This is a genomic window from Pseudomonas sp. R38(2017) (assembly GCF_002112395.1).
Classification (GTDB): domain Bacteria; phylum Pseudomonadota; class Gammaproteobacteria; order Pseudomonadales; family Pseudomonadaceae; genus Aquipseudomonas.
Map to the genome: position 1 here is coordinate 576517 of NZ_NEHN01000003.1, position 20757 is coordinate 597273.

General features: G+C 62.1%; 22 protein-coding genes. 11 read left to right on the forward strand and 11 right to left on the reverse strand.

The window, feature by feature from the left end; translation table 11 throughout:
- Positions 1-41: 41 nt before the first annotated feature.
- Together CAF87_RS09505 and CAF87_RS09510 are read right to left on the reverse strand one after the other, a co-directional pair.
- Entirely contained in the window at positions 42-2492 is a 2451-nt protein-coding gene (locus CAF87_RS09505) for a penicillin acylase family protein (protein WP_085729891.1), read from the reverse strand.
- Between the two features lie 144 nt (positions 2493-2636).
- A complete protein-coding gene (locus CAF87_RS09510) occupies positions 2637-3281 on the reverse strand; it encodes a glutathione binding-like protein (protein ID WP_085729892.1) in 645 nt (214 codons plus the stop codon).
- Between the two features lie 139 nt (positions 3282-3420).
- Here CAF87_RS09510 and CAF87_RS09515 point away from each other — a divergent pair, with 139 nt between their 5' ends.
- Positions 3421-3978: a cysteine hydrolase family protein gene (locus CAF87_RS09515; RefSeq protein WP_085729893.1), complete on the forward strand. Its 558-nt coding sequence runs from the start codon at positions 3421-3423 to the stop codon at positions 3976-3978.
- 78 nt (positions 3979-4056) lie between these two features.
- Here CAF87_RS09515 and CAF87_RS09520 read toward each other — a convergent pair whose 3' ends face one another.
- The 4 genes from CAF87_RS09520 to CAF87_RS09535 are packed head-to-tail and all read right to left on the reverse strand — an operon-like array spanning position 4057 to position 5761.
- Positions 4057-4260, reverse strand: coding sequence for an SEC-C metal-binding domain-containing protein (locus tag CAF87_RS09520; protein ID WP_003198420.1), 204 nt, complete (start codon positions 4258-4260; stop codon positions 4057-4059).
- 5 nt (positions 4261-4265) lie between these two features.
- On the reverse strand, positions 4266-4751 hold the full coding sequence (locus CAF87_RS09525; protein ID WP_085729894.1) for an LEA type 2 family protein: 486 nt from the start codon (positions 4749-4751) through the stop codon (positions 4266-4268).
- 31 nt (positions 4752-4782) lie between these two features.
- On the reverse strand, positions 4783-5259 hold the full coding sequence (locus CAF87_RS09530) for a YchJ family protein (RefSeq protein ID WP_085729895.1): 477 nt from the start codon (positions 5257-5259) through the stop codon (positions 4783-4785).
- A 4-nt stretch (positions 5260-5263) separates the two neighbouring features.
- Positions 5264-5761 carry a DUF6231 family protein gene (locus CAF87_RS09535; protein WP_065261926.1) on the reverse strand — a complete coding sequence of 166 codons (498 nt, stop codon included), beginning with the start codon at positions 5759-5761 and terminating at the stop codon, positions 5264-5266.
- A 199-nt stretch (positions 5762-5960) separates the two neighbouring features.
- On the opposite strand from CAF87_RS09535, the gene CAF87_RS09540 reads away from it, so the two are divergent.
- The 4 genes from CAF87_RS09540 (at position 5961) to CAF87_RS09555 (ending at position 8660) form a co-directional block, all read left to right on the forward strand.
- Positions 5961-6656 (forward strand): OmpA family protein, encoded by a 696-nt coding sequence (locus tag CAF87_RS09540; protein WP_085712933.1) that lies wholly within the window; start codon positions 5961-5963, stop codon positions 6654-6656.
- An 88-nt stretch (positions 6657-6744) separates the two neighbouring features.
- On the forward strand, positions 6745-7467 hold the full coding sequence (locus tag CAF87_RS09545; protein WP_085729896.1) for an OmpA family protein: 723 nt from the start codon (positions 6745-6747) through the stop codon (positions 7465-7467).
- A gap of 163 nt (positions 7468-7630) precedes the next feature.
- Positions 7631-7909: a DUF1145 domain-containing protein gene (locus tag CAF87_RS09550; RefSeq protein ID WP_085729897.1), complete on the forward strand. Its 279-nt coding sequence runs from the start codon at positions 7631-7633 to the stop codon at positions 7907-7909.
- Positions 7902-8660: a collagen pro alpha-chain precursor gene (locus CAF87_RS09555; RefSeq protein ID WP_085729898.1), complete on the forward strand. Its 759-nt coding sequence runs from the start codon at positions 7902-7904 to the stop codon at positions 8658-8660. The genes CAF87_RS09550 and CAF87_RS09555 overlap by 8 nt, the downstream gene beginning before the upstream one ends.
- Before the next feature lie 50 nt (positions 8661-8710).
- Here CAF87_RS09555 and CAF87_RS09560 read toward each other — a convergent pair whose 3' ends face one another.
- The gene (locus tag CAF87_RS09560) at positions 8711-9175 is read right to left on the reverse strand and encodes a CopD family protein (RefSeq protein WP_085729899.1); all 465 of its coding nucleotides are present in this window, start codon (positions 9173-9175) and stop codon (positions 8711-8713) included.
- 99 nt (positions 9176-9274) lie between these two features.
- Between CAF87_RS09560 and dinG the strand changes: the two genes are divergently transcribed.
- From dinG to pdxH, 5 genes are all read left to right on the forward strand, one after another.
- A complete protein-coding gene (gene dinG / locus CAF87_RS09565) occupies positions 9275-11419 on the forward strand; it encodes an ATP-dependent DNA helicase DinG (protein WP_047292082.1) in 2145 nt (714 codons plus the stop codon).
- Positions 11420-11514: 95 nt separating this feature from the next.
- Complete coding sequence (locus tag CAF87_RS09570) at positions 11515-13872, forward strand: beta-galactosidase (RefSeq protein ID WP_085729900.1); 2358 nt, start codon at positions 11515-11517, stop codon at positions 13870-13872.
- 94 nt (positions 13873-13966) lie between these two features.
- On the forward strand, positions 13967-15112 hold the full coding sequence (locus CAF87_RS09575; protein ID WP_085729901.1) for a serine hydrolase domain-containing protein: 1146 nt from the start codon (positions 13967-13969) through the stop codon (positions 15110-15112).
- 113 nt (positions 15113-15225) lie between these two features.
- Complete coding sequence (locus CAF87_RS09580) at positions 15226-16329, forward strand: OmpA family protein (protein WP_085729902.1); 1104 nt, start codon at positions 15226-15228, stop codon at positions 16327-16329.
- A 24-nt stretch (positions 16330-16353) separates the two neighbouring features.
- A complete protein-coding gene (pdxH, locus tag CAF87_RS09585) occupies positions 16354-17001 on the forward strand; it encodes a pyridoxamine 5'-phosphate oxidase (RefSeq protein WP_085729903.1) in 648 nt (215 codons plus the stop codon).
- A 5-nt stretch (positions 17002-17006) separates the two neighbouring features.
- On the opposite strand, the gene CAF87_RS09590 is transcribed toward pdxH, so the two are convergent.
- Positions 17007-17243 carry a hypothetical protein gene (locus CAF87_RS09590; RefSeq protein WP_085712943.1) on the reverse strand — a complete coding sequence of 79 codons (237 nt, stop codon included), beginning with the start codon at positions 17241-17243 and terminating at the stop codon, positions 17007-17009.
- Between the two features lie 168 nt (positions 17244-17411).
- Between CAF87_RS09590 and CAF87_RS09595 the strand changes: the two genes are divergently transcribed.
- Complete coding sequence (locus tag CAF87_RS09595; protein ID WP_024776354.1) at positions 17412-17876, forward strand: glycine zipper 2TM domain-containing protein; 465 nt, start codon at positions 17412-17414, stop codon at positions 17874-17876.
- A 63-nt stretch (positions 17877-17939) separates the two neighbouring features.
- On the opposite strand, the gene CAF87_RS09600 is transcribed toward CAF87_RS09595, so the two are convergent.
- The 3 genes from CAF87_RS09600 to nhaA all read right to left on the reverse strand — a co-directional run bounded on the left by CAF87_RS09600 (position 17940) and on the right by nhaA (position 20734).
- Positions 17940-18194 carry a colicin E3-like toxin immunity protein gene (locus CAF87_RS09600; protein ID WP_085729904.1) on the reverse strand — a complete coding sequence of 85 codons (255 nt, stop codon included), beginning with the start codon at positions 18192-18194 and terminating at the stop codon, positions 17940-17942.
- A 7-nt stretch (positions 18195-18201) separates the two neighbouring features.
- The gene (locus tag CAF87_RS09605; RefSeq protein WP_085729905.1) at positions 18202-19425 is read right to left on the reverse strand and encodes an S-type pyocin domain-containing protein; all 1224 of its coding nucleotides are present in this window, start codon (positions 19423-19425) and stop codon (positions 18202-18204) included.
- A gap of 121 nt (positions 19426-19546) precedes the next feature.
- On the reverse strand, positions 19547-20734 hold the full coding sequence (gene nhaA / locus CAF87_RS09610; RefSeq protein WP_085729906.1) for a Na+/H+ antiporter NhaA: 1188 nt from the start codon (positions 20732-20734) through the stop codon (positions 19547-19549).
- Between the last annotated feature and the right edge of the window lie 23 nt (positions 20735-20757).

The window sequence follows — 20757 nt, forward strand, 5'->3', positions numbered from 1 at the left end:
TTGTGGGAGCCAGAAGACTGGTTCCCACAAGGGGATCGCGCTTACTTGCCGGGAGTGAGGGTCAACCGCGTCTTGCCATACACCCGCTCAAAGTTCTGCGGCTGCATCGGCAAGCCGATGTACTGGCCCTTCAGCCATGGATCGATCCCGTTGAGGTAGTTCGGACTGGCCGGGTTACCCGATTGCCCCGTGCCGTTCTGGCCCATCAGCGGTTCGCTCTGGCTGAAGTCGACGATGAAACGCATCGACGGCGCCCGGGTGGTGTTGAAGTCCTGACCCCAGGCAAACGCCGCCGTGTTCAGAGTGGTGTGGTCACCGCCCGCTGCGATCGGACCGCGAACGGTCTGGCCGTTGGCATTCTTCCACTCGTAGCGGTGCAGTTTGCCCCACTGCCAGGCTTTGCGGTCGCCACCCAGTTGGCTGTCGCCGGCGCTGATCGCTGCCGCGAGGCTGCGGGCGAGGATGGCCGGTTTGTCTTCTTTCTGCGGGGTGCGGGCGTCGTCCCAGAACGGACTGTCCTCACGGCCCAGCAGGTGGTCGGCTTGTGCCGAGTAGGACAGATCGCCATTGGCGATAAACGCTTTCCACGCCGGGCTGCTTTGCGGGCCGAGTTCGTCGAGGAAGATCTGCTTCATGCTTTCCTGCAGGAACAACTCGTAGATCGCCGCATCGGCGGAGGTCGGGCTGAGCTTGCCGTCGAACGCCATCAAGCGGGTGTAGGCCTCGCGGGCCTTGCTGCGGTCGGCTTCCGGCAGGGCGTCGATCGCCTGTTTCAGCGGCTGCGCCATGCCCGGGGCTTCGAACATTTTCTTCAGCTTGGCGGCGAAGGTGGTGGTCTGGTCGTATTGCATGGCGATCATGCTGCGACCGTCCTGTTTGCCACTGCCGGCCAGTTCCGCGAGGCGCTCGCCACGCTCCGGCGCGGCCCAGGAATTGGACAACTGCATACCGTAGCCGTGAGGGATGACGCGCTGGTTGGCGGTGCCGAGCCAGCCCTGCGCCGGGTCCTGATCGTAGGGGTGCAGCATCGGGTCGGCGTAACCGTCCCAGTCGTATCGACCTTCCCAGCCCGGCGACGGCAGCAGGCCTTCTCCTTCGCGGCGGTTCGGGAAGCGCCCGGTGACCTGCCAGCCGATATTGCTGGCGTCGGCAAACACCAGGTTCAGCGCGATGGCGCGAATTTCCCGGCTGGCGTCCGAGGCGCGTTCAGCGGTTTGCGCGCGGCTCAGATCGAAAAACGCATCGAGGGATTTGTCGTCGGTGAAGCTCGGCGTCTGCAAGGCCAGGCCGAAACCTGCGCCTTGAGCAGCGGCTTGGGCACTGTTGAGCAGCGCACCGTGGCGGGTTTCGTACACCGCTTCACGAATCGGCCGCTGGCCTTTGACGAAGTAGGTTTCGTTGCGCACGCCCAGCGGTTGCCATTTGCCGTTGACCTCGTAGCTCAGGCTGCTGCCCTGGCGTCGGATTTTTTCCAGGAACAGGTCCTGGTTGTCCCCGAACACGCTGGTCGCGCTCCACGCCACTTTGCCGTTGAAGCCACCGAGCACCATCGGCAGACCGGCCACGGTCACGCCGGCGGCCTGATATTTTGGTGCGTGAATCTGCACGAAACTCCACAGCGACGGTGCGGCCAGCGGGCCGTGGCTGTCGCTGGCCAGCAGGCTTTTGCCGCTGCGGCTGCGTTGCGGGGCAATCGCCCAGTTGTTCGAAGTGCTGGCGCCGAGCAGGTTCATCGCCGCCAGTTGTTCGCTGGCGTTGCTTAGCTCGCTCAGGCCCGGAATCTGCCCGTTGAGCTTGATGCCTTGCAGTTTGTCGGCTTCGGCCAGCGGCAGGTTTTCGTCGGGGGCGGACGGGGTCAGCCAGGCGAGCTTGTCGGTGGTGACGGTCTGCGCCAGCACCAGCGAAGCGATTTCTTCCGGCAGGTTGGCCGACTGGCTGAAGTTCAGCAGGCAGAAAATCAGCGCCGAATCTTCCGGTTTCCAGTATTCAGGCTTGTAGCCGCTGGAGGCCAGATCCCCCGGCAACTTGTCGGCGTAGCGGAACAGGTAGGCGTTGACGCCCCGCGCATAGACTTCGAAGAAGCGCTTGAGCCGTGGCGACGACGCCTTGTACAGCTCGCCAGCGCTTTTCTTCAGGTTGACGGCGCGCATGTAGCGGTCGGCGTCGAGCATCGACGCGCCGGACATTTCCGCCAGACGCCCCTGGGCCAGCAGGCGCAGGGTGACCATCTGATTGATGCGGTCGCTGGCGTGCACATAACCGAGGGCGAACAAGGCGTCGTGGAAACTGTTGCTTTCGATCAGCGGCATGCCCATGGCATTGCGGCGTACCGAAACGTTTTGCGCCAGGCCCTTGAGCGGCTGCACGCCGGAGGTTGGCGGGAGGGTGTCCTGTGCGTTCCAGGTCTGGCAACCGGAGAGGCTCAAGACACCGGTCACTGCTGCGGCAACGCCGAACCGGGGAAGAAAATGTGAAAGGGCTGGCGAGGCCATGGCAAAGCTCCTGCGGGGGTGTAGAGGCTGGGGGCGCAATAAAGCCGCTACGTTAGTGAGCAGGAGGGGGCCGCGCAAGCGGGGCAAGCGGTTATTTCTTCCCGTTGATCGTTCCCGCGCACGGGAACGATCAGGCCGGGTGACTCAAGCCTTCGGCGGATTGATCTTCTGTACGAGCGCGTAGGCCTTCACGGTCGCCGGGCGATCCTTGATGTGGTTGAACCAGCGCTGCACGTTCGGGAAGTCTTCCAGGTTCTGGCTCTGCCATTTGTGGGAGACGATCCACGGGTAGATCGCCATGTCAGCGATGCTGTATTCGCTGCCGGCGACGAACTCATGGTTGGCCAGTTGCTTGTCCAAAACCCCGTACAAGCGCGCAGTTTCATCGATGTAGCGCTTGATCGCGTAGGGGATTTTTTCCGGGGCGAACTGGCTGAAATGATGGTTCTGCCCGGCCATCGGCCCCAGCCCGCCCATTTGCCAGAACAGCCATTGCAGCGCCACCTGACGGCCACGCAGATCCTTGGGCAGGAACTTCCCGGTCTTCTCGGCGAGGTACAACAGAATCGCCCCGGACTCGAACAGCGACAATGGCTCGCCGCCATCAGCCGGCTCATGATCGACGATCGCCGGGATGCGATTGTTCGGCGCGATTTTCAGGAAGTGTGGCTGGAACTGCTCGCCCTGGCTGATGTTGATCGGGTGCACGTTGTAGTGCAGGCCGGCCTCTTCGAGGAACAGGGAAATCTTGTGGCCGTTGGGCGTGGTCCAGTAATACAGGTCGATCATGGAAAGCTCCAAATCAGGAAGGGTACGGACAGCAAACGCCGGCTTCAGGTTGTCCTGTGTGCGTTCGATAGCTTGCTTAGTGACAGGAGGTGATGCTCAAGTACGGGAAATTCAATGACCCCGCGTGAGAAAAATCGCCATGGAGCTTCAGGCCAACGCTGCACTGATCATCATCGACCAGCAAAAAGGCATTCTGGAGCCGCGTCTGGGGCGGCGGAATAATCCGTCGGCCGAAGAGCGGATCCTCGATTTGCTGGGTTTCTGGCGGCGCAGCGGGCGGCCGGTGATTCATGTGCAACATCTGTCGCGCTCGCCGGAATCAGTGTTCTGGCCAGAGCAGTCAGGGGTGGAATTTCAGGACAGGTTTTTGCCGCATGACGGCGAATGGCTGATCCAGAAACAGGTGCCGGATGCGTTTTGTGCAACAAAGCTTGAAGTGAAGTTGCGTGAAGCCGGGATCGGACAACTGGTCATTGTCGGCGTGGCGACCAACAACTCGGTGGAGTCCACGGCGCGCACGGCGGGCAACCTGGGGTTCGAGGCGTGGGTGGCGGAGGATGCGTGCTTTACCTTCGACAAGGCTGATTACTTCGGTACGTTGCGTACGGCTGAAGAGGTGCATGCCATGTCGCTGGGGAATCTGCATGGGGAGTATGCGACGGTGGTCGATACCGAGCAGGTTCTGGCAGCAGGCTGAAAGCTGCGGAGGAGGGTGCTATCGCGAGCTGGCCCGCGATAGCGATCTATCGGGCGAAACGAAAGTCCGCCCGAAACATCAAGCGCCGTGGCACTTCTTGAATTTTTTGCCGTTGCCGCACGGGCAAGGGTCGTTGCGGCCGACGTCTTTAAGGGCGTTGCGCACCGGCTCCTGGTGGGCGTGGCCGCAGTTCGGGCCGTGGACATGGCCATGGTCGTGATCATGGTGATGGTCATGATCGTGGTTGCAGTCTGGGCCATGGACATGAGGTTGCTGGGTCATCGGGGTCACTCCGTAATCAAATCGGCGGGGATTATCACGCCATTGCGTTCCAGGTGCACGTAGTGAGCGATGAATAAACCGGTTTCCATCTCGCCCTGCAGTCGGTAGGGAACCTGCTGGTGCGGATTCTTCAGCATTTTCACCACGTCCTTGACCTTCGGCCACAGGTTGGTACGGATCGGCACCTTATAGAAAGCACTGCTTTTGGCCCCGACGGTGATCCAGTGCTCATGCTCGCCTTCGGCCAGCAGCATGTCCGCCAGGTGTACGCGGTATTCCAGGCCGCGCACGGTCAGCTCGCTGTCATTGGGATTGTCGATGCGAAAGTGCAGGATGAATTTCTGTTCCAGCAGCCTGGCGCGCACCACTTCGACTTTCACCAGGTGCACGGCGGGGTCGAGGGAGTCGTCGCTGAACCAGGACGCGCAGCCGGCGAGCCCCAGAAACACGAGCAGTGAGAGGACCTGAAATGTGCGCCAATGACCGAGCATGGTTTAACTCCCTTTGCTGCCCAGTCTAGCCTTAGCTGCCGAAATACCCCGCACAGCATTTCTTGAACTTCTGGCCGCTGGCGCACGGGCAGGCGTCGTTGCGCCCCAGTTTGAGTTGCACGCTCGGGTCGATGAAGTACCAGCGCCCGCCGTTCTGTACGAACGAAGAGCGCTCGCGGTGGCTGTGCTCACCCTGACTGTCATGCCAGCGCGCGGTGAAGGTGACGAAGGCGTGTTCCGGCTGGCCGCCGAAGACTTCCGAACTTTCGACATCGAGCCCGAGCCAGGTGCTCGAGGCGCTCCAGGCGCTGATCGACTGGCGATCGAGCCCTGTCTGCTGGGCGGGCAGAGTGGTCGCCACCAGATAATCGATCAGGCCCAGCACGTAGGCGCTGTAGCGCGAACGCATCAGGGCTTCGGCGCACGGTGCCGGGTGGCCGGCGTGATAATGGCCGCAGCAGGCATCCAGCAGGTTGCCGCTGCCGCAAGGGCAAATGGCTGTACTCATTGCATTACCACCAGTATTTCCCGAAGTTTTCCGGATTGGCCCAGAACCGTGAGTTGAGCCAGTCGGGGACTTGTTTGTAGTCAAGCAGATCATAGGTGAACAGGGTCAGCACCTGCTCATCCCGGGCGAAGCGTTCGCTGGCCTGCAGAGCCAGAGAATAGAAATCGGTTTCCTGCCAGCCGCTGGCCGGCAGGTCGGCCAGCACGGCGATGCGGCTGGCGTTGAGGTTACGGATCCCGCCGAGCAGATTCAGGCCATCACGTTTGGGCAAATGCTCCAGGCAATCGACCACCAGCGCTAGATCGAAGCGCTGTGCGGCCAGGTCCGCCGGCAAGGCGCCGGGCGCGGCGTGGGCGACGCAAGTGTCCGGATGTGCATCCTTGAAAGCGGCTAGCGCCGGAAATTCGCTGGCGCCGATCAGCAGCAGACGTGCCGGGGCGTAGCGGTCGAGCAGAGCGGCCAGCGCCTGCTGTGGCGTGCGGGAAGAAATCGCGACGTTCATCGAAGCTCCTCAATCAGATCGCCAAGACTAGCCTGCCCGAGCGTCGAGGCCTAGATCTCTGTTCTGCGGGTTTGCGGCAAATGCCTCGAAGTCCTGTGAACACGCTCGCAAACAGCGTTGGCCTATTGCTGGCGGAGATTAAAACTCCGGTCTTTACTCCCTGAATCGGTTCTAAGCCGATCCCTCAGGAGAAAACTAGATGAGCATAGTTCGGACAGCATTACCCTTGGTTCTGCTAACCAGTGTGTTGACTGGTTGCGCAGGTTTGCAGAAAACCGACTGGCCGACCTGTGCGGCAGTCGGCGGTGTCGTCGGTGCGGGTCTCGGCGCGACGGAAAGCTCTGCATGGGCAGGCTATGGCGCATTACTCGTTGGCGGTACGGCGGCAGCCTATTGCTGGGTGCATGGCGATGGCGATGAAGACGGCGACGGTGTGCCGGACAGTCGCGACAAGTGCCCGCACACGCCTCGCGGCACCAAGGTCGACGCAGACGGCTGCCCATTCCCGGCCCCTGCACCCGTGGTTGAAGAAGCTGTAGTGGTCAAGGAAGAAACCATCGTCATCCGCGATGTGCACTTCCAGTTCGACAAGGCCACCCTGACGCCTTCCGACAAGCTGGTACTCGATAAGGTCGCCACGCGCCTGAAACAGGAATCGAGCACAGCGCGGCTGACCGTGACCGGTCATACCGACAGCGTGGGCAGTGATGCCTACAACAAAAAACTGTCGGATCGTCGGGCGCATTCGGTGGTGGAATACCTGATCCATGACGGTGTGCCACGTTCCAGCTTCGTTTCGGTGACCGGTGCCGGTGAAAGCCAGCCAGTGGCGGACAACAAAACCGCCGATGGCCGTGCGCTGAACCGTCGCACGGAAATCAAAATCGAACGCTAGCCCCCTCGCATCCGCGGCTTGTGCAGTCGCGGATGCGGGTCTTTACTCCTGTGTAACCGGTATGGGCCGGTGACACAGGAGCTTTCATATGAGTGTTCTCTCACGGTCCGTCTTACCGGTGCTGCTGGCAGGCAGCCTGTTGACCGGCTGCGCTACCCACAGCGATGGCACTGCCCCCCTCAATCAACGTACCTGGCCGATCTGCAGCGTCATTGGCGGGCTGGTCGGCGGCGGGCTCGGCGCCATTGAAAACGGTGGCTGGGCCGCAGGCGGTGCGGCACTGGGTATCCTCACCGGCGGGCTGATCTGTTATGCCCAGGATGGCGACGAAGACGGCGATGGCGTGTTCGACCGTCGCGACCGTTGTCCTGACACCCCGGCCAACACCCCTGTCGACCATCGCGGCTGTCCGCTGCCGCAATACCCGGTCACCGAGAAACCGGCCGAACCGGCCCCGCAATCCGAAGTCATCACCCTGAGCGATGCCGGCAACGTGCTGTTCGCGTTCGACAAGTCCGACCTGACCCCGGCCGCGAAAAGCCAGCTCGATGCGCTGATGGACAAACTGCGCAATGCCGACGTGGTGAGCACCAAGGTGATCGGCCACACCGACAGCAAGGGCACCGATGCCTACAACCAGGCCCTGTCGGAGCGACGTGCAAGCAGTGTGGCGGCCTACCTGCTGAGCCAGGGGCTGGCGCCGGAAAAACTCACCAGTGAAGGGCGTGGCGAGCGTGAACCGGTCGCCGACAACGAGACCGAAGAAGGGCGCGCGCAAAACCGTCGCGTGGAACTGCACATCAATCGCTAGGACTCTTCTGTAGTCCGCAGGCTAGAGCTGTCGGTCGACGACCATCGTCGAACCGGCAGCCATCCGACGAGTGCCCGGAACTTTTTTATTTGACCCTCTGGCTTATCCCGTACGGAAGCCGTTACTGTGCGCCCAAAGAATAATTCGCAACACGGGGGAGCGTATGAAGGTGTTCTGTGGCCTGGGGCGATTGTTGACCCTGGTGTTCTGCTGCGTGGTACTGGCCAATCAGCTGGTGCCGTTTGTTCATCCGTTGCATCTGCTGGTCAATCTGGCTGGCATCCTGCTGCTGGCCGTCCACGTCCTTGAAGTGCTGCTGTGCAGCGCCAGCCTCAAAGGTCGGCCGCACCCGTGGCGTGATCGTGGCCGTGTCCTGCTGTTCGGCGTTTTCCACCTGCAAACCATCCCGGCCCCGGCCGCTCCGGAGGCTTCCCATGCGTAAACTCTGCCTGCTCGCTGCATTCATCAGTCCCCTGGCCTGTGCCCAGGTAGTGAATGTCGAGCCCAATTCCCTGATGCGTTTGCCCAACACCACCAGCACCCTGCAACTGGAAAAACTGGTGGTCGCCGATTACGGCACTTTGCTGGTGCCCTCGAACGTGACTGAGTTGAGCGTCGGCGAGTTGCAGTTGGGCCGCGAAGCGCGTATCGCCATCGTGCCGGGCGAAGCGGCGCTGGATCTGAAAGTCACCCGCGCCGCGCTTGCCGAAGGCAGCCGCATCACCGCTCGCGGCGCGCCGGGAACCTATGAAAAAGCGGCCCGTGCCGGACGTAACCTGAATCTGCAATTCAAGGCGTTGAATGCACCGCAACTGATCGTCGATGCACGTGGCGGCACCGGTGCACCGGGCTTTGTCGGGCTCGACGGGGCCAACGGTCAGGAACCGGGCTGCACCTGGGGGCAGGCCGGACACGGTTTCGACGGCAGTGACGGCAGCAATGGCCAGCCGGGAGCGCCGGGCGCGCTGGTGCGACTGGAAGTGCCTCGTGAGTTTCCGGCCGAGCTGATCAAGGTTGAAGTCGCCGGTGGTGCCGGTGGCCCGGCGGGGCCTGGCGGCAAACCGGGGGCGGGCGGCAAGTCCAAGGGTTGCCTGGTGTATCGCGCCGATGGCGGCAAGAGCGGCAAGCCTGGGGCTGATGGTCAGCCGGGGCCTGCAGGGGCGGCGGGGTCTGTCACCGTTCAGCGCCTGTAAGCCGTTCCCTGTCCGATCGTTCCCACTGAGTGGGAACGATCGACATCACTTCAGAACGACGGCCGCGCTGCGGCAATCGCTACCAGTACCAGCCCGACCAACAGATTGAACCCCACGACCTTGCGAATCCGCCCCAGTACCGCCGCACCGGCCGGCCAGTCCTTCGCTTCAACCGCTGTGCGCAACTCCGGCAGCATCAAGCCCTGAATCCGGATGAACAGCGCCGTCATCACGAGGTACAAACCCATCATCACCTGAACGTACTTCGGCGCTGTCTCGAACCCGATGTGCTGCAGATGCAACATGCCCACCCCGGTCACCGGCAGCAGAATCACCGCGCCCCACACCCAGCGGAAAAAACCTTGAAACACTTCCACCCACAGGGTCAGTCGGCCGGGGCCGTCCAGAGCCTTCACGGCCGCCGGGCGCAGCACCATCCAGGCGAAAAACATGCCGCCGACCCACACCAGGGCGGAGAGGACATGCAGCGGGTAAACGAGGCTAAAAGGTGTCATTGGGGTACTCCGTTCTGCGCGGGACTGATTAGCGGGGTATGATAGCCGCCGAACCGAACCACTGAAAATTTATCCAGCGTTTTTTGCGCCCGACACTCAATGATCAGCACTGAACTCAAAACCACGATCCAGGGCGCCTACTCGCGTTTTCTAGAGGCCAAGAGCCTAAAGCCGCGTTACGGCCAGCGCCTGATGATCGCTGAAGTCGCCAAGGTCCTCGGGGATATCGACACCGACGACGAAGGCCGGCGCAGTGGCGACCCCGCGATTGTCGCGGTAGAAGCCGGCACCGGTACCGGCAAGACTGTGGCCTACAGCCTGGCCGCGATCCCGACCGCCAAACTGGCCGGCAAACGCCTGGTGATCGCCACCGCGACCGTCGCCCTGCAAGAGCAGATCGTCTACAAGGACTTGCCCGACCTGATGCGCAACAGCGGGCTGAACTTCAGCTTCGCCCTGGCCAAGGGCCGTGGCCGCTACATGTGCCTGTCCAAGCTCGACATGCTGTTGCAGGAAGGTCATGCACAGACCGCCACCGCTCAGTTGTTCGAAGAAGAAGGCTTCAAGATCGAGGTCGATGAGGCCAGTCAGAAGCTGTTTACCAGCATGATCGAAAAGCTCGCCGGCAATAAATGGGACGGTGACCGTGACAGCTGGCCCAACGCATTGGAAGACGCCGATTGGGCACGCCTGACCACCGATCACAGCCAGTGCACCAACCGTCATTGCCCGAACTTCGGCCAGTGCGCCTTCTACAAGGCCCGCGAAGGCATGGGCAAGGTCGACGTGATCGTCACCAACCACGACATGGTGCTGGCCGACCTGGCGCTGGGCGGCGGGGCGGTGCTGCCCGATCCGCGCGACACCATTTACGTGTTCGACGAAGGCCATCACCTACCGGACAAGGCCATCGGCCACTTCGCCCACTACACGCGCCTGCGCTCAACTGCTGACTGGCTGGAAACCACCGCCAAGAATCTCACCAAACTGCTGGCCCAGCATCCGCTGCCGGGCGACCTCGGCAAGCTGATCGAGCAAGTGCCGGAGCTGGCGCGGGAGATCAAGACCCAGCAGCAGTTCATGTTCACCGCCTGCGAACAGATCGCCGATTTCAAGCCCGGCGAAGATGTCGAAGGCCGCGAGCGCCCGCGTCATCGCTTCGTTGGCGGGGTAATTCCCGAGCACATGCGCGAGATGGGCATCGAGCTGAAAAAAGGCTACTCACGTCTCAACGACCTGTTTACCCGTCTGACCGATCTGCTCAAGGAAGGCATGGACGGCGAGGTCAACATCGGCATCGCCAGCAACCAGGCCGAAGAATGGTATCCACTGTTCGGCAGCCTGTTGTCCCGTGCGTCCGGCAACTGGGAGCTGTGGACCGCGTTCACCGCCGAAGACCCGGAAGACAGCCCGCCGATGGCCCGCTGGCTGACCCTGGCCGAAAGCGGTTCGCTGTTCGACATCGAGGTCAACGCCAGCCCGATCCTCGCCGCCGAAACCCTGCGCCGCAGTCTGTGGAACGTGGCCTATGGCTGTCTGGTGACCTCGGCGACGTTGACCGCGCTCGGTACGTTCGATCGTTTCCGCATGCGTGCCGGCCTGCCGAAAAAAGCCGTCACCGCCGTGGTGCCGAGCCCGTTCCATCACGCCGATGCCGGTGTGTTGCGGGTGCCGGACCTGAAAGCCGATCCGCGTGATGCCGCCGCCCACACTGCCGCGATCATCCGCGATTTGCCGGAGCTGGTCGAAGGCTCGCGAGGCAGTCTGGTGCTGTTCTCATCGCGCAAACAGATGCAGGATGTGTTCGACGGTCTCGACCGCGACTGGCGCAAGCAAGTGTTCATTCAAGGCAACCTTTCGAAACAGGAAACCCTGAACAAGCACAAGGCGCGGGTCGATGGCGGTGATTCCAGCGTTCTGTTCGGTCTGGCCAGTTTCGCCGAAGGGGTGGACTTGCCGGGGGCCTATTGCGAGCACGTGGTGATCGCCAAGATTCCGTTCTCGGTGCCGGACGATCCGGTCGAAGCCGCATTGTCGGAATGGATCGAAGCCCGGGGCGGCAATCCGTTCATGGAAATTTCGGTGCCCGATGCCTCGCTGAAGCTGGTTCAGGCCTGTGGCCGTCTGCTGCGTACCGAAGAAGACCGCGGCACCATCACCTTGCTGGACCGGCGGCTGGTCACCCAGCGCTACGGCAAGGCGATCCTCAATGCGTTGCCTCCTTTCCGTCGTGAAATATCCTGAGACATCGGTGGGCAGTTTTGCCCGCCGCGTTGTCTATCTCTACGACATCGCTTTTCCATTGGCCATTGCTGGTCGTTAGGGAGAAATCCGTTCTCATGATTCGTCGTTCGTTGCCTGCCTTTTTTGCCCTGGTTTTCGCTGCGCCTTTGCTGGCGGCACCTGCCGGGCAGCAGACCTTGTTCAACTTTGTCCGCCCCGCCGACGTGGTGAAAGTGGCGACCGAAAACGCCGACCTGCCACAAGCCAACGCCGAGCAGACCCCCGAGGGCGAAGTGTTGCGACGGGTGACTTTCAACCCGGTGGCGCGTCCGACCTTGCGCCTGACCCCGCAGACCGGTGCCTGGGATTGGTCGCAGTCCGGGATGATGAGCCTGCGCATCCAGAGTGCGATGAACTGGGCGGTGACCGTTTATGTACAGATCCAGAGCAACGACGGCAAGACCCTGGTCAGCCGCGTTGATCTGCCGGCCGGACCGGCGCAGACCTTGCTCGTGCCGTTGACCGCCACTTCGCCGCTGAGCCAGGGCATGAAGGCCGGACCACTGATGCCGATGACCATCGACGGGCAGCGCATCCTGCTGGCCAGCAGCTCCGGTGAACTGGATCGCAGCCAGGTGGTATCCGTCAGCCTGTCGATGGACCAGCCGAAAGCCGCGCAAAGCCTGTTGCTGGAGCGCTTTGGCGTGCAGGACGAGGGCGAGGTGATCAAAGCCGCCTACGGCAATCTGGTGGATGCCTACGGTCAGTCGACCCGCAGCAAATGGCCGGAGAAAGTCGCCAATGATGAACAGCTGAAATCCGCCGCCGCCAGGGAACAGCAACAGCTGAAAACCTGGCTGGCCGAACGTGAGAAGTCGTCGCTGGACAAGTTCGGCGGCTTGAGCAAAGGCCCGACGTTCAAGGCCAGCGGCTTCTTCCGCACCGAAAAACTCGACGGTCGCTGGTATCTGGTGACGCCGGAGGGCCATCCGTTCTATTCGCTGGGCGTAAACACCGTCAGCCCCGAGGTCAACCAGACCTACGTGGCCGGGCGCGAGTACATGTTCGAGTCCCTGCCGAAACCCGACGAGCCACTGGCCCGTCACTTCGGCGAAGGCGACAACCGTGGTGGCAACGGGGCCGGTCAGGGCCGTGGCTACGGCAACGGACGCTGGTACGACTTCTATGGCGCCAACCTGCAGCGCCTATACGGCGAGCCTTGTGCGACTCCGGCTGCGACCGAGAAAGCGCCTGCTGCGCCATGCAAGGCCGCCATCGACGAGCAGAAGTGGACCGTCCATACCCTCGACCGCCTGCAGGCCTGGGGCTTCAACACCGTCGGCAACTGGAGCGCATCGCAACTGGGCGACGCCGAGCGCGTGCCGTACACCTTGCCGCTATCGATCGTCGGCGATTACACCAGCATCAGCACCGGCAACGACTGGTGGGGCGGCATGCCTGACCCGTTCGATCCGCGTTTCGCCATGGCCACCGAGCGCGCTGTGGCGATTGCCGCCCGTGATCATCGCGACGATCCATGGCTGATCGGCTACTTCGCCGACAACGAACTGGCCTGGGCCGGTCCCGGTGATGATCCGAAGTCGCGTTACGCACTGGCCTACGGCACCTTGAAAATGACCACCGATGTACCGGCCAAGCGTGCGTTCCTCAAGCAGTTGCGCGACAAGTACCGCAATCAGGCGGGGCTGTCGAAGGCCTGGGGTATCGATCTGCCGGCGTGGGAATTGATGGAAGACCCGGGGTTCGAGGCACCGCTGCCGAATCCGGAACACCCGGAAATCGAGGCTGACTTCAAATACTTCCAGAAGGTCTTCGCCGACACTTACTTCAAGACCATTTCCGATTCGCTGAAATGGCACGCGCCGAACCAGTTGCTGCTGGGCGGTCGCTTCGCCATCAGCACCCCGGAAGCGGTGGCCTCCTGCGCGCAGTATTGCGACGTGCTGAGCTTCAACATGTACACCCTGAAACCGCAGGACGGTTATGACTTCGCCGCCCTGCGCAGCCTCGACAAACCGGTGCTGATCACCGAGTTCAACTTCGGTTCGACCGATCGCGGCCCGTTCTGGGGCGGCGTGACGCCGTTGAACAAGGAAGAGGATCGTGGCCCGGCCTACGCCAACTTCCTCAAGCAGGCGCTGAGCGAGCCGTCGATTGTCGGCGTGCACTGGTTCCAGTACCTCGACCAACCGGTGACCGGGCGTCTGCTCGATGGTGAAAACGGTCACTTCGGTCTGGTCGGTGTGACTGATCTGCCTTACCAGGGTTTCGTCGAAACCGTGCGCAAGAGCAATCTGGCGACGATCGATCAGCTTGGCAAAGAGGCCACGAAGGCTGCTGCGGCAGCGGACAAGGCCGGTCACGAAACCGAAGGTGGGCGCAAAGGCGAGGCCGGCAAAGGCCCGGGGCAGGGCGCCGGCCATACCGGCGGGCACTCCGGCAACGGTCATTAAGGCAGGACCGCCCGGCCCGCCGCTGTTCCCAAAACCCTCAAGGGCTGGAACAATGCGGGCCACTTTGTAGAGCGTTTTCGCGGGGGAGTTGCGGGTGCAGATTCAGGGACATTACGAGCTTCAATTCGAAGCGGTGCGCGAAGCCTTCGCCGCACTGTTCGACGATCCCCAGGAACGTGGCGCCGCGTTGTGCATCCGGGTCGGCGGGGAAACCGTCCTCGACCTCTGGGCCGGCACCGCCGACAAGGACGGCAGCGAAGCCTGGCACAGCGATACCATCGCCAACCTGTTCTCCTGCACCAAGACCTTCACCGCCGTCACCGCACTGCAACTGGTGGCCGAAGGCAAGTTGCAACTCGATGCGCCGGTCGCCCGTTACTGGCCGGAGTTCGCTGCGGCCGGCAAGGAATACGTCACTTTGCGCCAGTTGCTCTGCCATCAGGCCGGCCTGCCGGCCCTGCGCGAACTGTTGGCCCCCGAAGCTTTGTATGACTGGCAAACCATGGTCGACGCCCTCGCGGCCGAAGCGCCGTGGTGGACGCCGGGCACCGGTCACGGTTATGCCGCGATCACCTACGGCTGGCTAGTCGGCGAGTTGCTGCGCCGGGCTGACGGTCGCGGGCCGGGTGAATCCATTGTGGCCCGAGTCGCCAAACCGCTGGGGCTGGATTTCCATGTCGGCCTGGCCGACGAAGAGTTCTACCGCGTCGCGCATATAGCCCGTGGCAAAGGTAACGTCGGCGATGCCGCCGCCCAGCGCCTGCTGCAAGTGACCATGCGTGAACCCACCGCCATGACCACCCGAGCCTTCACCAATCCGCCGTCGGTGCTCACCAGCACCAACAAACCGGAATGGCGACGCATGCAGCAGCCGGCGGCCAACGGCCACGGCAATGCGCGCAGCCTGGCCGGGTTCTACGCCGGTCTGCTCGACGGCAGCCTGCTGGAAAGCGAAATGCTCGACGAGCTGACCCGCGAGCACAGCCTCGGCGAGGACAAGACCTTGCTGACCCGCACCCGGTTCGGTCTCGGTTGCATGCTCGATCAACCTGATGTTCCGAACGCCACCTACGGCCTCGGTCCACGGGCGTTCGGGCATCCGGGGGCGGGCGGTTCCATCGGTTTTGCTGATCCGGAGCACGATGTGGCCTTCGGATTTGTGACAAATACCCTGGGGCCGTACGTCTTGATGGATCCGCGCGCGCAGAAGCTGGCGCGGGTACTTGCCACTTGTCTGTAAAACGTTATTGGAGGTTCCAGGGCCGGAACCTCAATCGGCTTTTCGATTCAAAGCGTCTGTTTATCCGGGCGAAAGTCCTCTGATTGTCCATTACTAATTTTTGTGGGTTTCCAATGTCGTCCAAACAAACTATCGCTCTGGCCCTGTGTTTCGCGATTACCGGTTGTGCACAGACTCCGAAGAATGACGCCGATGGCGGCAGCTGGTGGCCGTTCGGCTCCTCCGACAAGGTCGCGGCCAAGGAGCCGGCTCCGGCACCTGCACCCGCACCGGTGAAACCCGCCGCTACCGCCCCGGTCGCCAAGACCGAGAGCAGCAGCCACTGGTACTGGCCGTTCGGCTCCGACGATTTGGCAGACAAGGCCAAGGCCGACGTGAAGCCAGAAGTCAAACCGCAAGCCGCGCCTGCCGTTGTCGCCAAGGCTGATGCCGATACCGGCAGCAAGTGGTGGTGGCCGTTCGGCGGCAAGTCTCAGGACACCGCCAAAGCCGTGCCGATGCCTGACCCGAAAGTGACCCAGGCCTGGCTCGACGACTACGAGCCACGCCTGCGTGACGCGATCAAGGGCAGCAACCTGCAATTCGAGCGCCGTGAAAACGTCCTCGTGGTGACCGCGCCGGTTGAAGGTTCGTTCAACCCGAAACGCCCGGCCATGCTGCTGCCGGTGACCCTGAGCCCGTTTACCAATATCGCCAAGATCCTCGAAGCCGACCCGAAAACCGCGGTCCTGGTACTGGGCCACAGCGACAACGCCGGTGTCGCAGCAGACAACACCAAACTCAGCCAGGAACGTGCCCAGTCGGTGGCGGCAATCTTCCGCCTCAGCGGCTTGCAGCGTGATCGCCTGATGCTGCGCGGCATGGGCGCCGATGCCCCGCGTGCGGCCAACGACAGCGTTGAAGGCCGTGCCCTGAACCGTCGCGTCGAACTGCTGGTAACTCCGCAGAACACCATGGTCGCGTTGCTGAGCAAGTACAACATGCCGGCACCGAAGCCGGTGACCATGGTCGCTGCCCAGGACGTCAAGCCAGTCGCCAAGCCTGTGACTCCGGCACCTGCCGCGAAGAAAGCCGCTGTCCCGGCCACCAAAAAGGCACCGGCCAAGAAGGCTGCAGCCAAGGCTCCAGCGAAGAAGGCCGCGGCGAAGAAAACCGCTCCAGCCAAAGCCGCTGCCAGCGACAAGAAAGTCGCGGCGACCGACGCGGCAAAACAGTGATCCGCTAACGAAAAGGAATGCGCCATGACCCAGGCTCTGGCAGATATGCGTCGTGATTACACCCGGGATGGCCTGACCGAGGCGCAAGCCCCGGTCGAGCCTTTTGCGCTGTTCCACCAGTGGTTCGCCGACGCGGTGAAAACCGAACAGGCGCCGGTGGAGGCCAACGCCATGACCCTGGCCACGGTCGATGCGGACGGGCGTCCGCACTGCCGCATTCTGCTGCTCAAGGGCCTGGACGAGCAGGGCTTCACCTTCTTCACCAACTACGAAAGCGCCAAGGGCCAGCATCTGGCCGCGAATCCGTTCGCGGCCATGACGTTCTTCTGGCCGACCCTGGAGCGTCAGGTGCGCATCGAAGGGCGAGTGGTGAAGGTCACGCCGCAAGAGTCCAACGCCTACTATCAAGTGCGTCCGCTGGGCAGCCGTCTGGGTGCGTGGGCGTCACCGCAGAGCCGGGTGATCAACGGCCGGGGTGAATTGGAAGATTTGCTCAAGGCTACCGAGCAACGTTTCACCGACACCCAGCCCGACTGCCCGGAACACTGGGGCGGTTACCGTTTGCTGCCGGAGCGCATCGAGTTCTGGCAAGGTCGCGCCAGCCGCCTGCACGATCGCCTCAACTACCGTTTGCAGGGCGCCGACTGGATTCTTGAACGTCTGGCACCTTAAGCAGTCTACCGAGCGGGATAGCCTGCCGCAGCGGCCTCAAGCCACTTCGGCAAGTCCCGACGCCTGATCTTCTGTGATCGGGCTTGCGCCAGACGTTCGAGCATGTAGGCGCGTTTGCCTTCATCCTTGCCGGCCAGCGACAATGCCAGATCGCGGTCCATCCAGCGTTTGATCCGCACGTACAACCACCAGTGGAAGTACAAACCGGCGACGGTTGTGACGACAATGATGAAGTAATCCATGAAAATCCTTGGGGTCGGCGGCGCAAGCTCTGTATTTTGGCGCTACTGTTGGGTGAGTTCGTGGAGGCCCTGTACCGGGCCTGAATGAAACCAAATTTATCCGGGCGGCGCCGTGACAGGCGTCAAGCTGCGGAGTTTAATGAATACCTGTCCTTTGGAGTTGATCCTATGCGTAAGTCTGTTCTGCTGGTTGCTTCCTTTTCCACGATGGCGATGTTGCTTACCGGCTGCCAATCGAGCCTGACCGGTGACTCCTACTCCCGTGACGAAGCGCGTCGCGTGCAGACGATTCGCATGGGCACCATCGAATCCCTGCGTCCGGTGAAAATCGAAGGCACCAAGACCCCGATCGGCGGCGCTGCCGGTGCAGTGGTCGGCGGTGTCGGCGGCAGCGCCATCGGCGGTGGTCGTGGCAGCATCGTGGCAGCCGTTATCGGTGCCGTGGCCGGCGGCCTGATCGGTTCCGCTACCGAAGAAGGCCTGACCCGTACTCAAGGTGTTGAAATCACCGTGCGCGAAGACGACGGCAGCATGCGCGCCTATGTGCAGCAAGTGCAGGAGAACGAAGTGTTCCGCGTCGGCGAGCGCGTACGGATTTCGACCGTCGGCGGGACCAGCCGCGTTTCGCACTAAGCGGGAACGAGCGGTAAAGGAAAACCCCGATCAGGTGACTGGTCGGGGTTTTTTGTTTGGTGTTTACCAGTGATCGCGATAGACGAATGCGATTTGGTAGTCATAAGAAGATGAATCAATGACGTGCTTAAAGTGCGGTTGAAGAATACTCACCCAGTGTGAGAGCACGTCGAACCCGCCGTTGTTTATATTGTTTTCAATTGGCATACCGAGTGATTCGATTACAGAGCCGTCGTCGCCGAAGTCTTTTGTTAATTCTTCTCCTACGCCGAGTTCGGTTTCCTTGTCATACCATTCGAGTCTGGCTTTCAATCCCATAAATCCCTCACAAATACTTTTTGATGCTTCGCTTTTTCCCTTTAGGGGGATCTAATTGCTTGCCGGTTCTATGGTCGTACGAACCCAAATGAGTACCGTCGCTCGCGCGATAGGCCTCAAGTTCGCCGTGAAGAAAGTCCCATTCATAAATTGTTCTACCTTTTGCGTCAGTCCAGCGATCCCGGAGCCCACCCGAGTACGGCGTTTTCTTTTTTGCTCTCTTTAATCCTGGAAACGCAGTGATTTCGTCTGTTTCAGGGGGCGAGTGGTAGGTGTGACCAGCCTTGGCTGTGCCATGCCCGCGTACATTTAGAACAATATAAACCGGCTTAACCCCCGACCCTGCCGGAAACACCAATATGAAATCTCGATACTCCGGCGGATAAACCGGATTCACCAGAATCCCGTCCGCCGCTTTCGTCGGTGGGTACACCCAGATATGCGGTGCCTGCGGAGCGGCCTCCAGCGCGGGGATGCCGAGGATGTCGGAGCCGTCTACGGCGGGCGTCCAGATCAGTTCGATGCCTTCGCCGAGGTCTGCGACAAACCGGTTACCGCGAGCAGCGAACTGCGCGACATCGACCATTTCCCAGTCGCGGTTCTTGCCGGTGTAGAAGCCGTAACCCTTGAGGCTGCCGTCGGCCTGCTGTTCGACGTGCAAGCGCACGCGGGTTCGAGCCTGTTTGAGGACGCGCAACTGGTCTTCGGTGTAGAGGGCGCTGTCGCCGAGGGTTGGCGTCCAGAGCGCAGCGACCAGGCCCGAGAGTAAGGCAACTCCGCCAGCCCCGAGTGCCGTGATCGTTGGAAGCGCGAGTGCCGGTGCCCTGAGTGCAAGTCTGCCGATTTCGAGTGAAACCGTGCTGCCGCTGATGGTTTCAAGATTCAGCAGGCCTGCATCGTCAACTTCACGAGCACCGAGCCAGGCGACCTCGCCGTAATCTTTCAGGCTGTCAGTCGGCACCATCCCCGAAGGAATCGCGTAATCGATGATCGCGTCCGGCAACTTGCACGACTTGGCGAACGTGCAGCCGGCGCGCACCGGCTCGGGTTTGTTCGTCGCGACCTCTCGGCTGCGCTCGAAAGCCTCCTGCCGCGCCAGCATGGCGTCGTATTTGTTTTGTCGCCCGTCCTGATCGGCCAGCTCGGTGGCCGTCATGTAGCGGTAGGTGACGTGATGCCCGTCGCCTGCCGGTGGGTTGGGAACCCGGGGAAAGTCCTTTTGACCAGTCACTTATTGTCCTTTCGTTCATGCATCGGCAGCCCCTCGAAAGGGGCTGCACGACGTTAACGAAGCAGGAAAATCGTGGCTGTAGGACGCGTCTCTAAAGACGTGGGGATTGTTCGCTACGGCATCAGGAAGGCAGCGCAGTGTTCTTTCTGCTCGCGGCCAAGGTCACCGCATAACCGATCAATGCGGCGAACACCGAACCGGTGAGAATACCCATCCGGTCCATCCCGGCGTATTCACTGGCACCCGGCACGAAGGCCAGCGAGCCGACAAACAGGCTCATGGTGAAGCCGATCCCGCAGAGGATCGCCACGCCAAGCACCTGGCCCCAATTGGCGTTCTGGGGCAGGGCGGCGATGCCGGTTTTCACGGCGAGCCAGGTCAGGCCGAACACGCCGATGGTCTTGCCCAGCAGCAGGCCGACGGCGATGCCCATCGGCACGTGGTGGGTGAAGCTTTCGGCGGTCACACCGGTCAGCGACAAACCGGCGTTGGCGAAGGCGAACAGCGGCAGGATGCCGTAGGCCACCCATGGGTGCAGCGCGTGTTCCAGGGTCAGCAGCGGCGAAGGCTCGGCGTTTTTCGTGCGCAGCGGGATGCAGAATGCGAGGGTCACGCCGGCCAGCGTCGCATGGACACCGCTCTTGAGCACGCAGACCCACAGGATCAGGCCGATGATCATGTACGGCCCGAGCTTGACCACCCCGAGCCGGTTCATCGCCACCAGCGCCGCAATGCACGCGGCCGCCAGACCCAGCGACAGGGTCGAGAGTTCGCCGGAATAGAAGATCGCGATGATCACGATGGCGCCAAGGTCGTCGATGATCGCCAGGGTCATCAGGAACAGCTTCAGCGACACCGGCACCCGCTTGCCGAGCAAGGCCAGCACGCCGAGGGCGAAGGCGATGTCGGTGGCGGTGGGGATCGCCCAGCCATCAAGGGCGGCCGGGTTGTCGCGGTTGAGGAACCAGTAGATCAGGGCCGGCACCAGCATGCCGCCGATGGCCGCCGCGCCGGGCAGGACGATCTGTGAAGGTTTCGACAGTTGGCCGTCGAGCACTTCGCGCTTCACTTCCAGGCCGATGAGCAGGAAGAACAGCGCCATCAGGCCGTCGTTGATCCACAGCAGCAGGGGTTTGGCGATTTTCAACGCACCGATCTGCGCGACCACCGGGGTGTCGAGCAGGCCGGTGTACAGCCACGACAGCGGCGAGTTGTTGATGATTAGAGCCAGGATGGCCGCGGCGATCAGTAACAGACCGCTGGCAGCTTCCAACTGAAAGAAACGCGTGAAAGTGCTACGCAGAGGCAAGGTCGCTCTCCATCGATAAAGTC

What these genes read in the sequence shown, in the direction of transcription:
- CAF87_RS09530 (WP_085729895.1), bottom strand. Translation starts at nt 5,259, where the DNA reads ATGAGTACAGCCATTTGCCCTTGCGGCAGCGGCAACCTGCTGGATGCC.
- CAF87_RS09525 (WP_085729894.1), bottom strand. Translation starts at nt 4,751, where the DNA reads ATGCTCGGTCATTGGCGCACATTTCAGGTCCTCTCACTGCTCGTGTTT.
- CAF87_RS09595 (WP_024776354.1), top strand. Translation starts at nt 17,412, where the DNA reads ATGCGTAAGTCTGTTCTGCTGGTTGCTTCCTTTTCCACGATGGCGATG.
- CAF87_RS09510 (WP_085729892.1), bottom strand. Translation starts at nt 3,281, where the DNA reads ATGATCGACCTGTATTACTGGACCACGCCCAACGGCCACAAGATTTCC.
- CAF87_RS09555 (WP_085729898.1), top strand. Translation starts at nt 7,902, where the DNA reads ATGCGTAAACTCTGCCTGCTCGCTGCATTCATCAGTCCCCTGGCCTGT.
- CAF87_RS09515 (WP_085729893.1), top strand. Translation starts at nt 3,421, where the DNA reads ATGGAGCTTCAGGCCAACGCTGCACTGATCATCATCGACCAGCAAAAA.
- dinG (WP_047292082.1), top strand. Translation starts at nt 9,275, where the DNA reads ATGATCAGCACTGAACTCAAAACCACGATCCAGGGCGCCTACTCGCGT.
- CAF87_RS09505 (WP_085729891.1), bottom strand. Translation starts at nt 2,492, where the DNA reads ATGGCCTCGCCAGCCCTTTCACATTTTCTTCCCCGGTTCGGCGTTGCC.
- CAF87_RS09550 (WP_085729897.1), top strand. Translation starts at nt 7,631, where the DNA reads ATGAAGGTGTTCTGTGGCCTGGGGCGATTGTTGACCCTGGTGTTCTGC.
- CAF87_RS09580 (WP_085729902.1), top strand. Translation starts at nt 15,226, where the DNA reads ATGTCGTCCAAACAAACTATCGCTCTGGCCCTGTGTTTCGCGATTACC.
- CAF87_RS09600 (WP_085729904.1), bottom strand. Translation starts at nt 18,194, where the DNA reads ATGGGATTGAAAGCCAGACTCGAATGGTATGACAAGGAAACCGAACTC.
- CAF87_RS09520 (WP_003198420.1), bottom strand. Translation starts at nt 4,260, where the DNA reads ATGACCCAGCAACCTCATGTCCATGGCCCAGACTGCAACCACGATCAT.
- CAF87_RS09535 (WP_065261926.1), bottom strand. Translation starts at nt 5,761, where the DNA reads ATGAACGTCGCGATTTCTTCCCGCACGCCACAGCAGGCGCTGGCCGCT.
- CAF87_RS09560 (WP_085729899.1), bottom strand. Translation starts at nt 9,175, where the DNA reads ATGACACCTTTTAGCCTCGTTTACCCGCTGCATGTCCTCTCCGCCCTG.
- CAF87_RS09545 (WP_085729896.1), top strand. Translation starts at nt 6,745, where the DNA reads ATGAGTGTTCTCTCACGGTCCGTCTTACCGGTGCTGCTGGCAGGCAGC.
- CAF87_RS09590 (WP_085712943.1), bottom strand. Translation starts at nt 17,243, where the DNA reads ATGGATTACTTCATCATTGTCGTCACAACCGTCGCCGGTTTGTACTTC.
- pdxH (WP_085729903.1), top strand. Translation starts at nt 16,354, where the DNA reads ATGACCCAGGCTCTGGCAGATATGCGTCGTGATTACACCCGGGATGGC.
- CAF87_RS09570 (WP_085729900.1), top strand. Translation starts at nt 11,515, where the DNA reads ATGATTCGTCGTTCGTTGCCTGCCTTTTTTGCCCTGGTTTTCGCTGCG.
- CAF87_RS09540 (WP_085712933.1), top strand. Translation starts at nt 5,961, where the DNA reads ATGAGCATAGTTCGGACAGCATTACCCTTGGTTCTGCTAACCAGTGTG.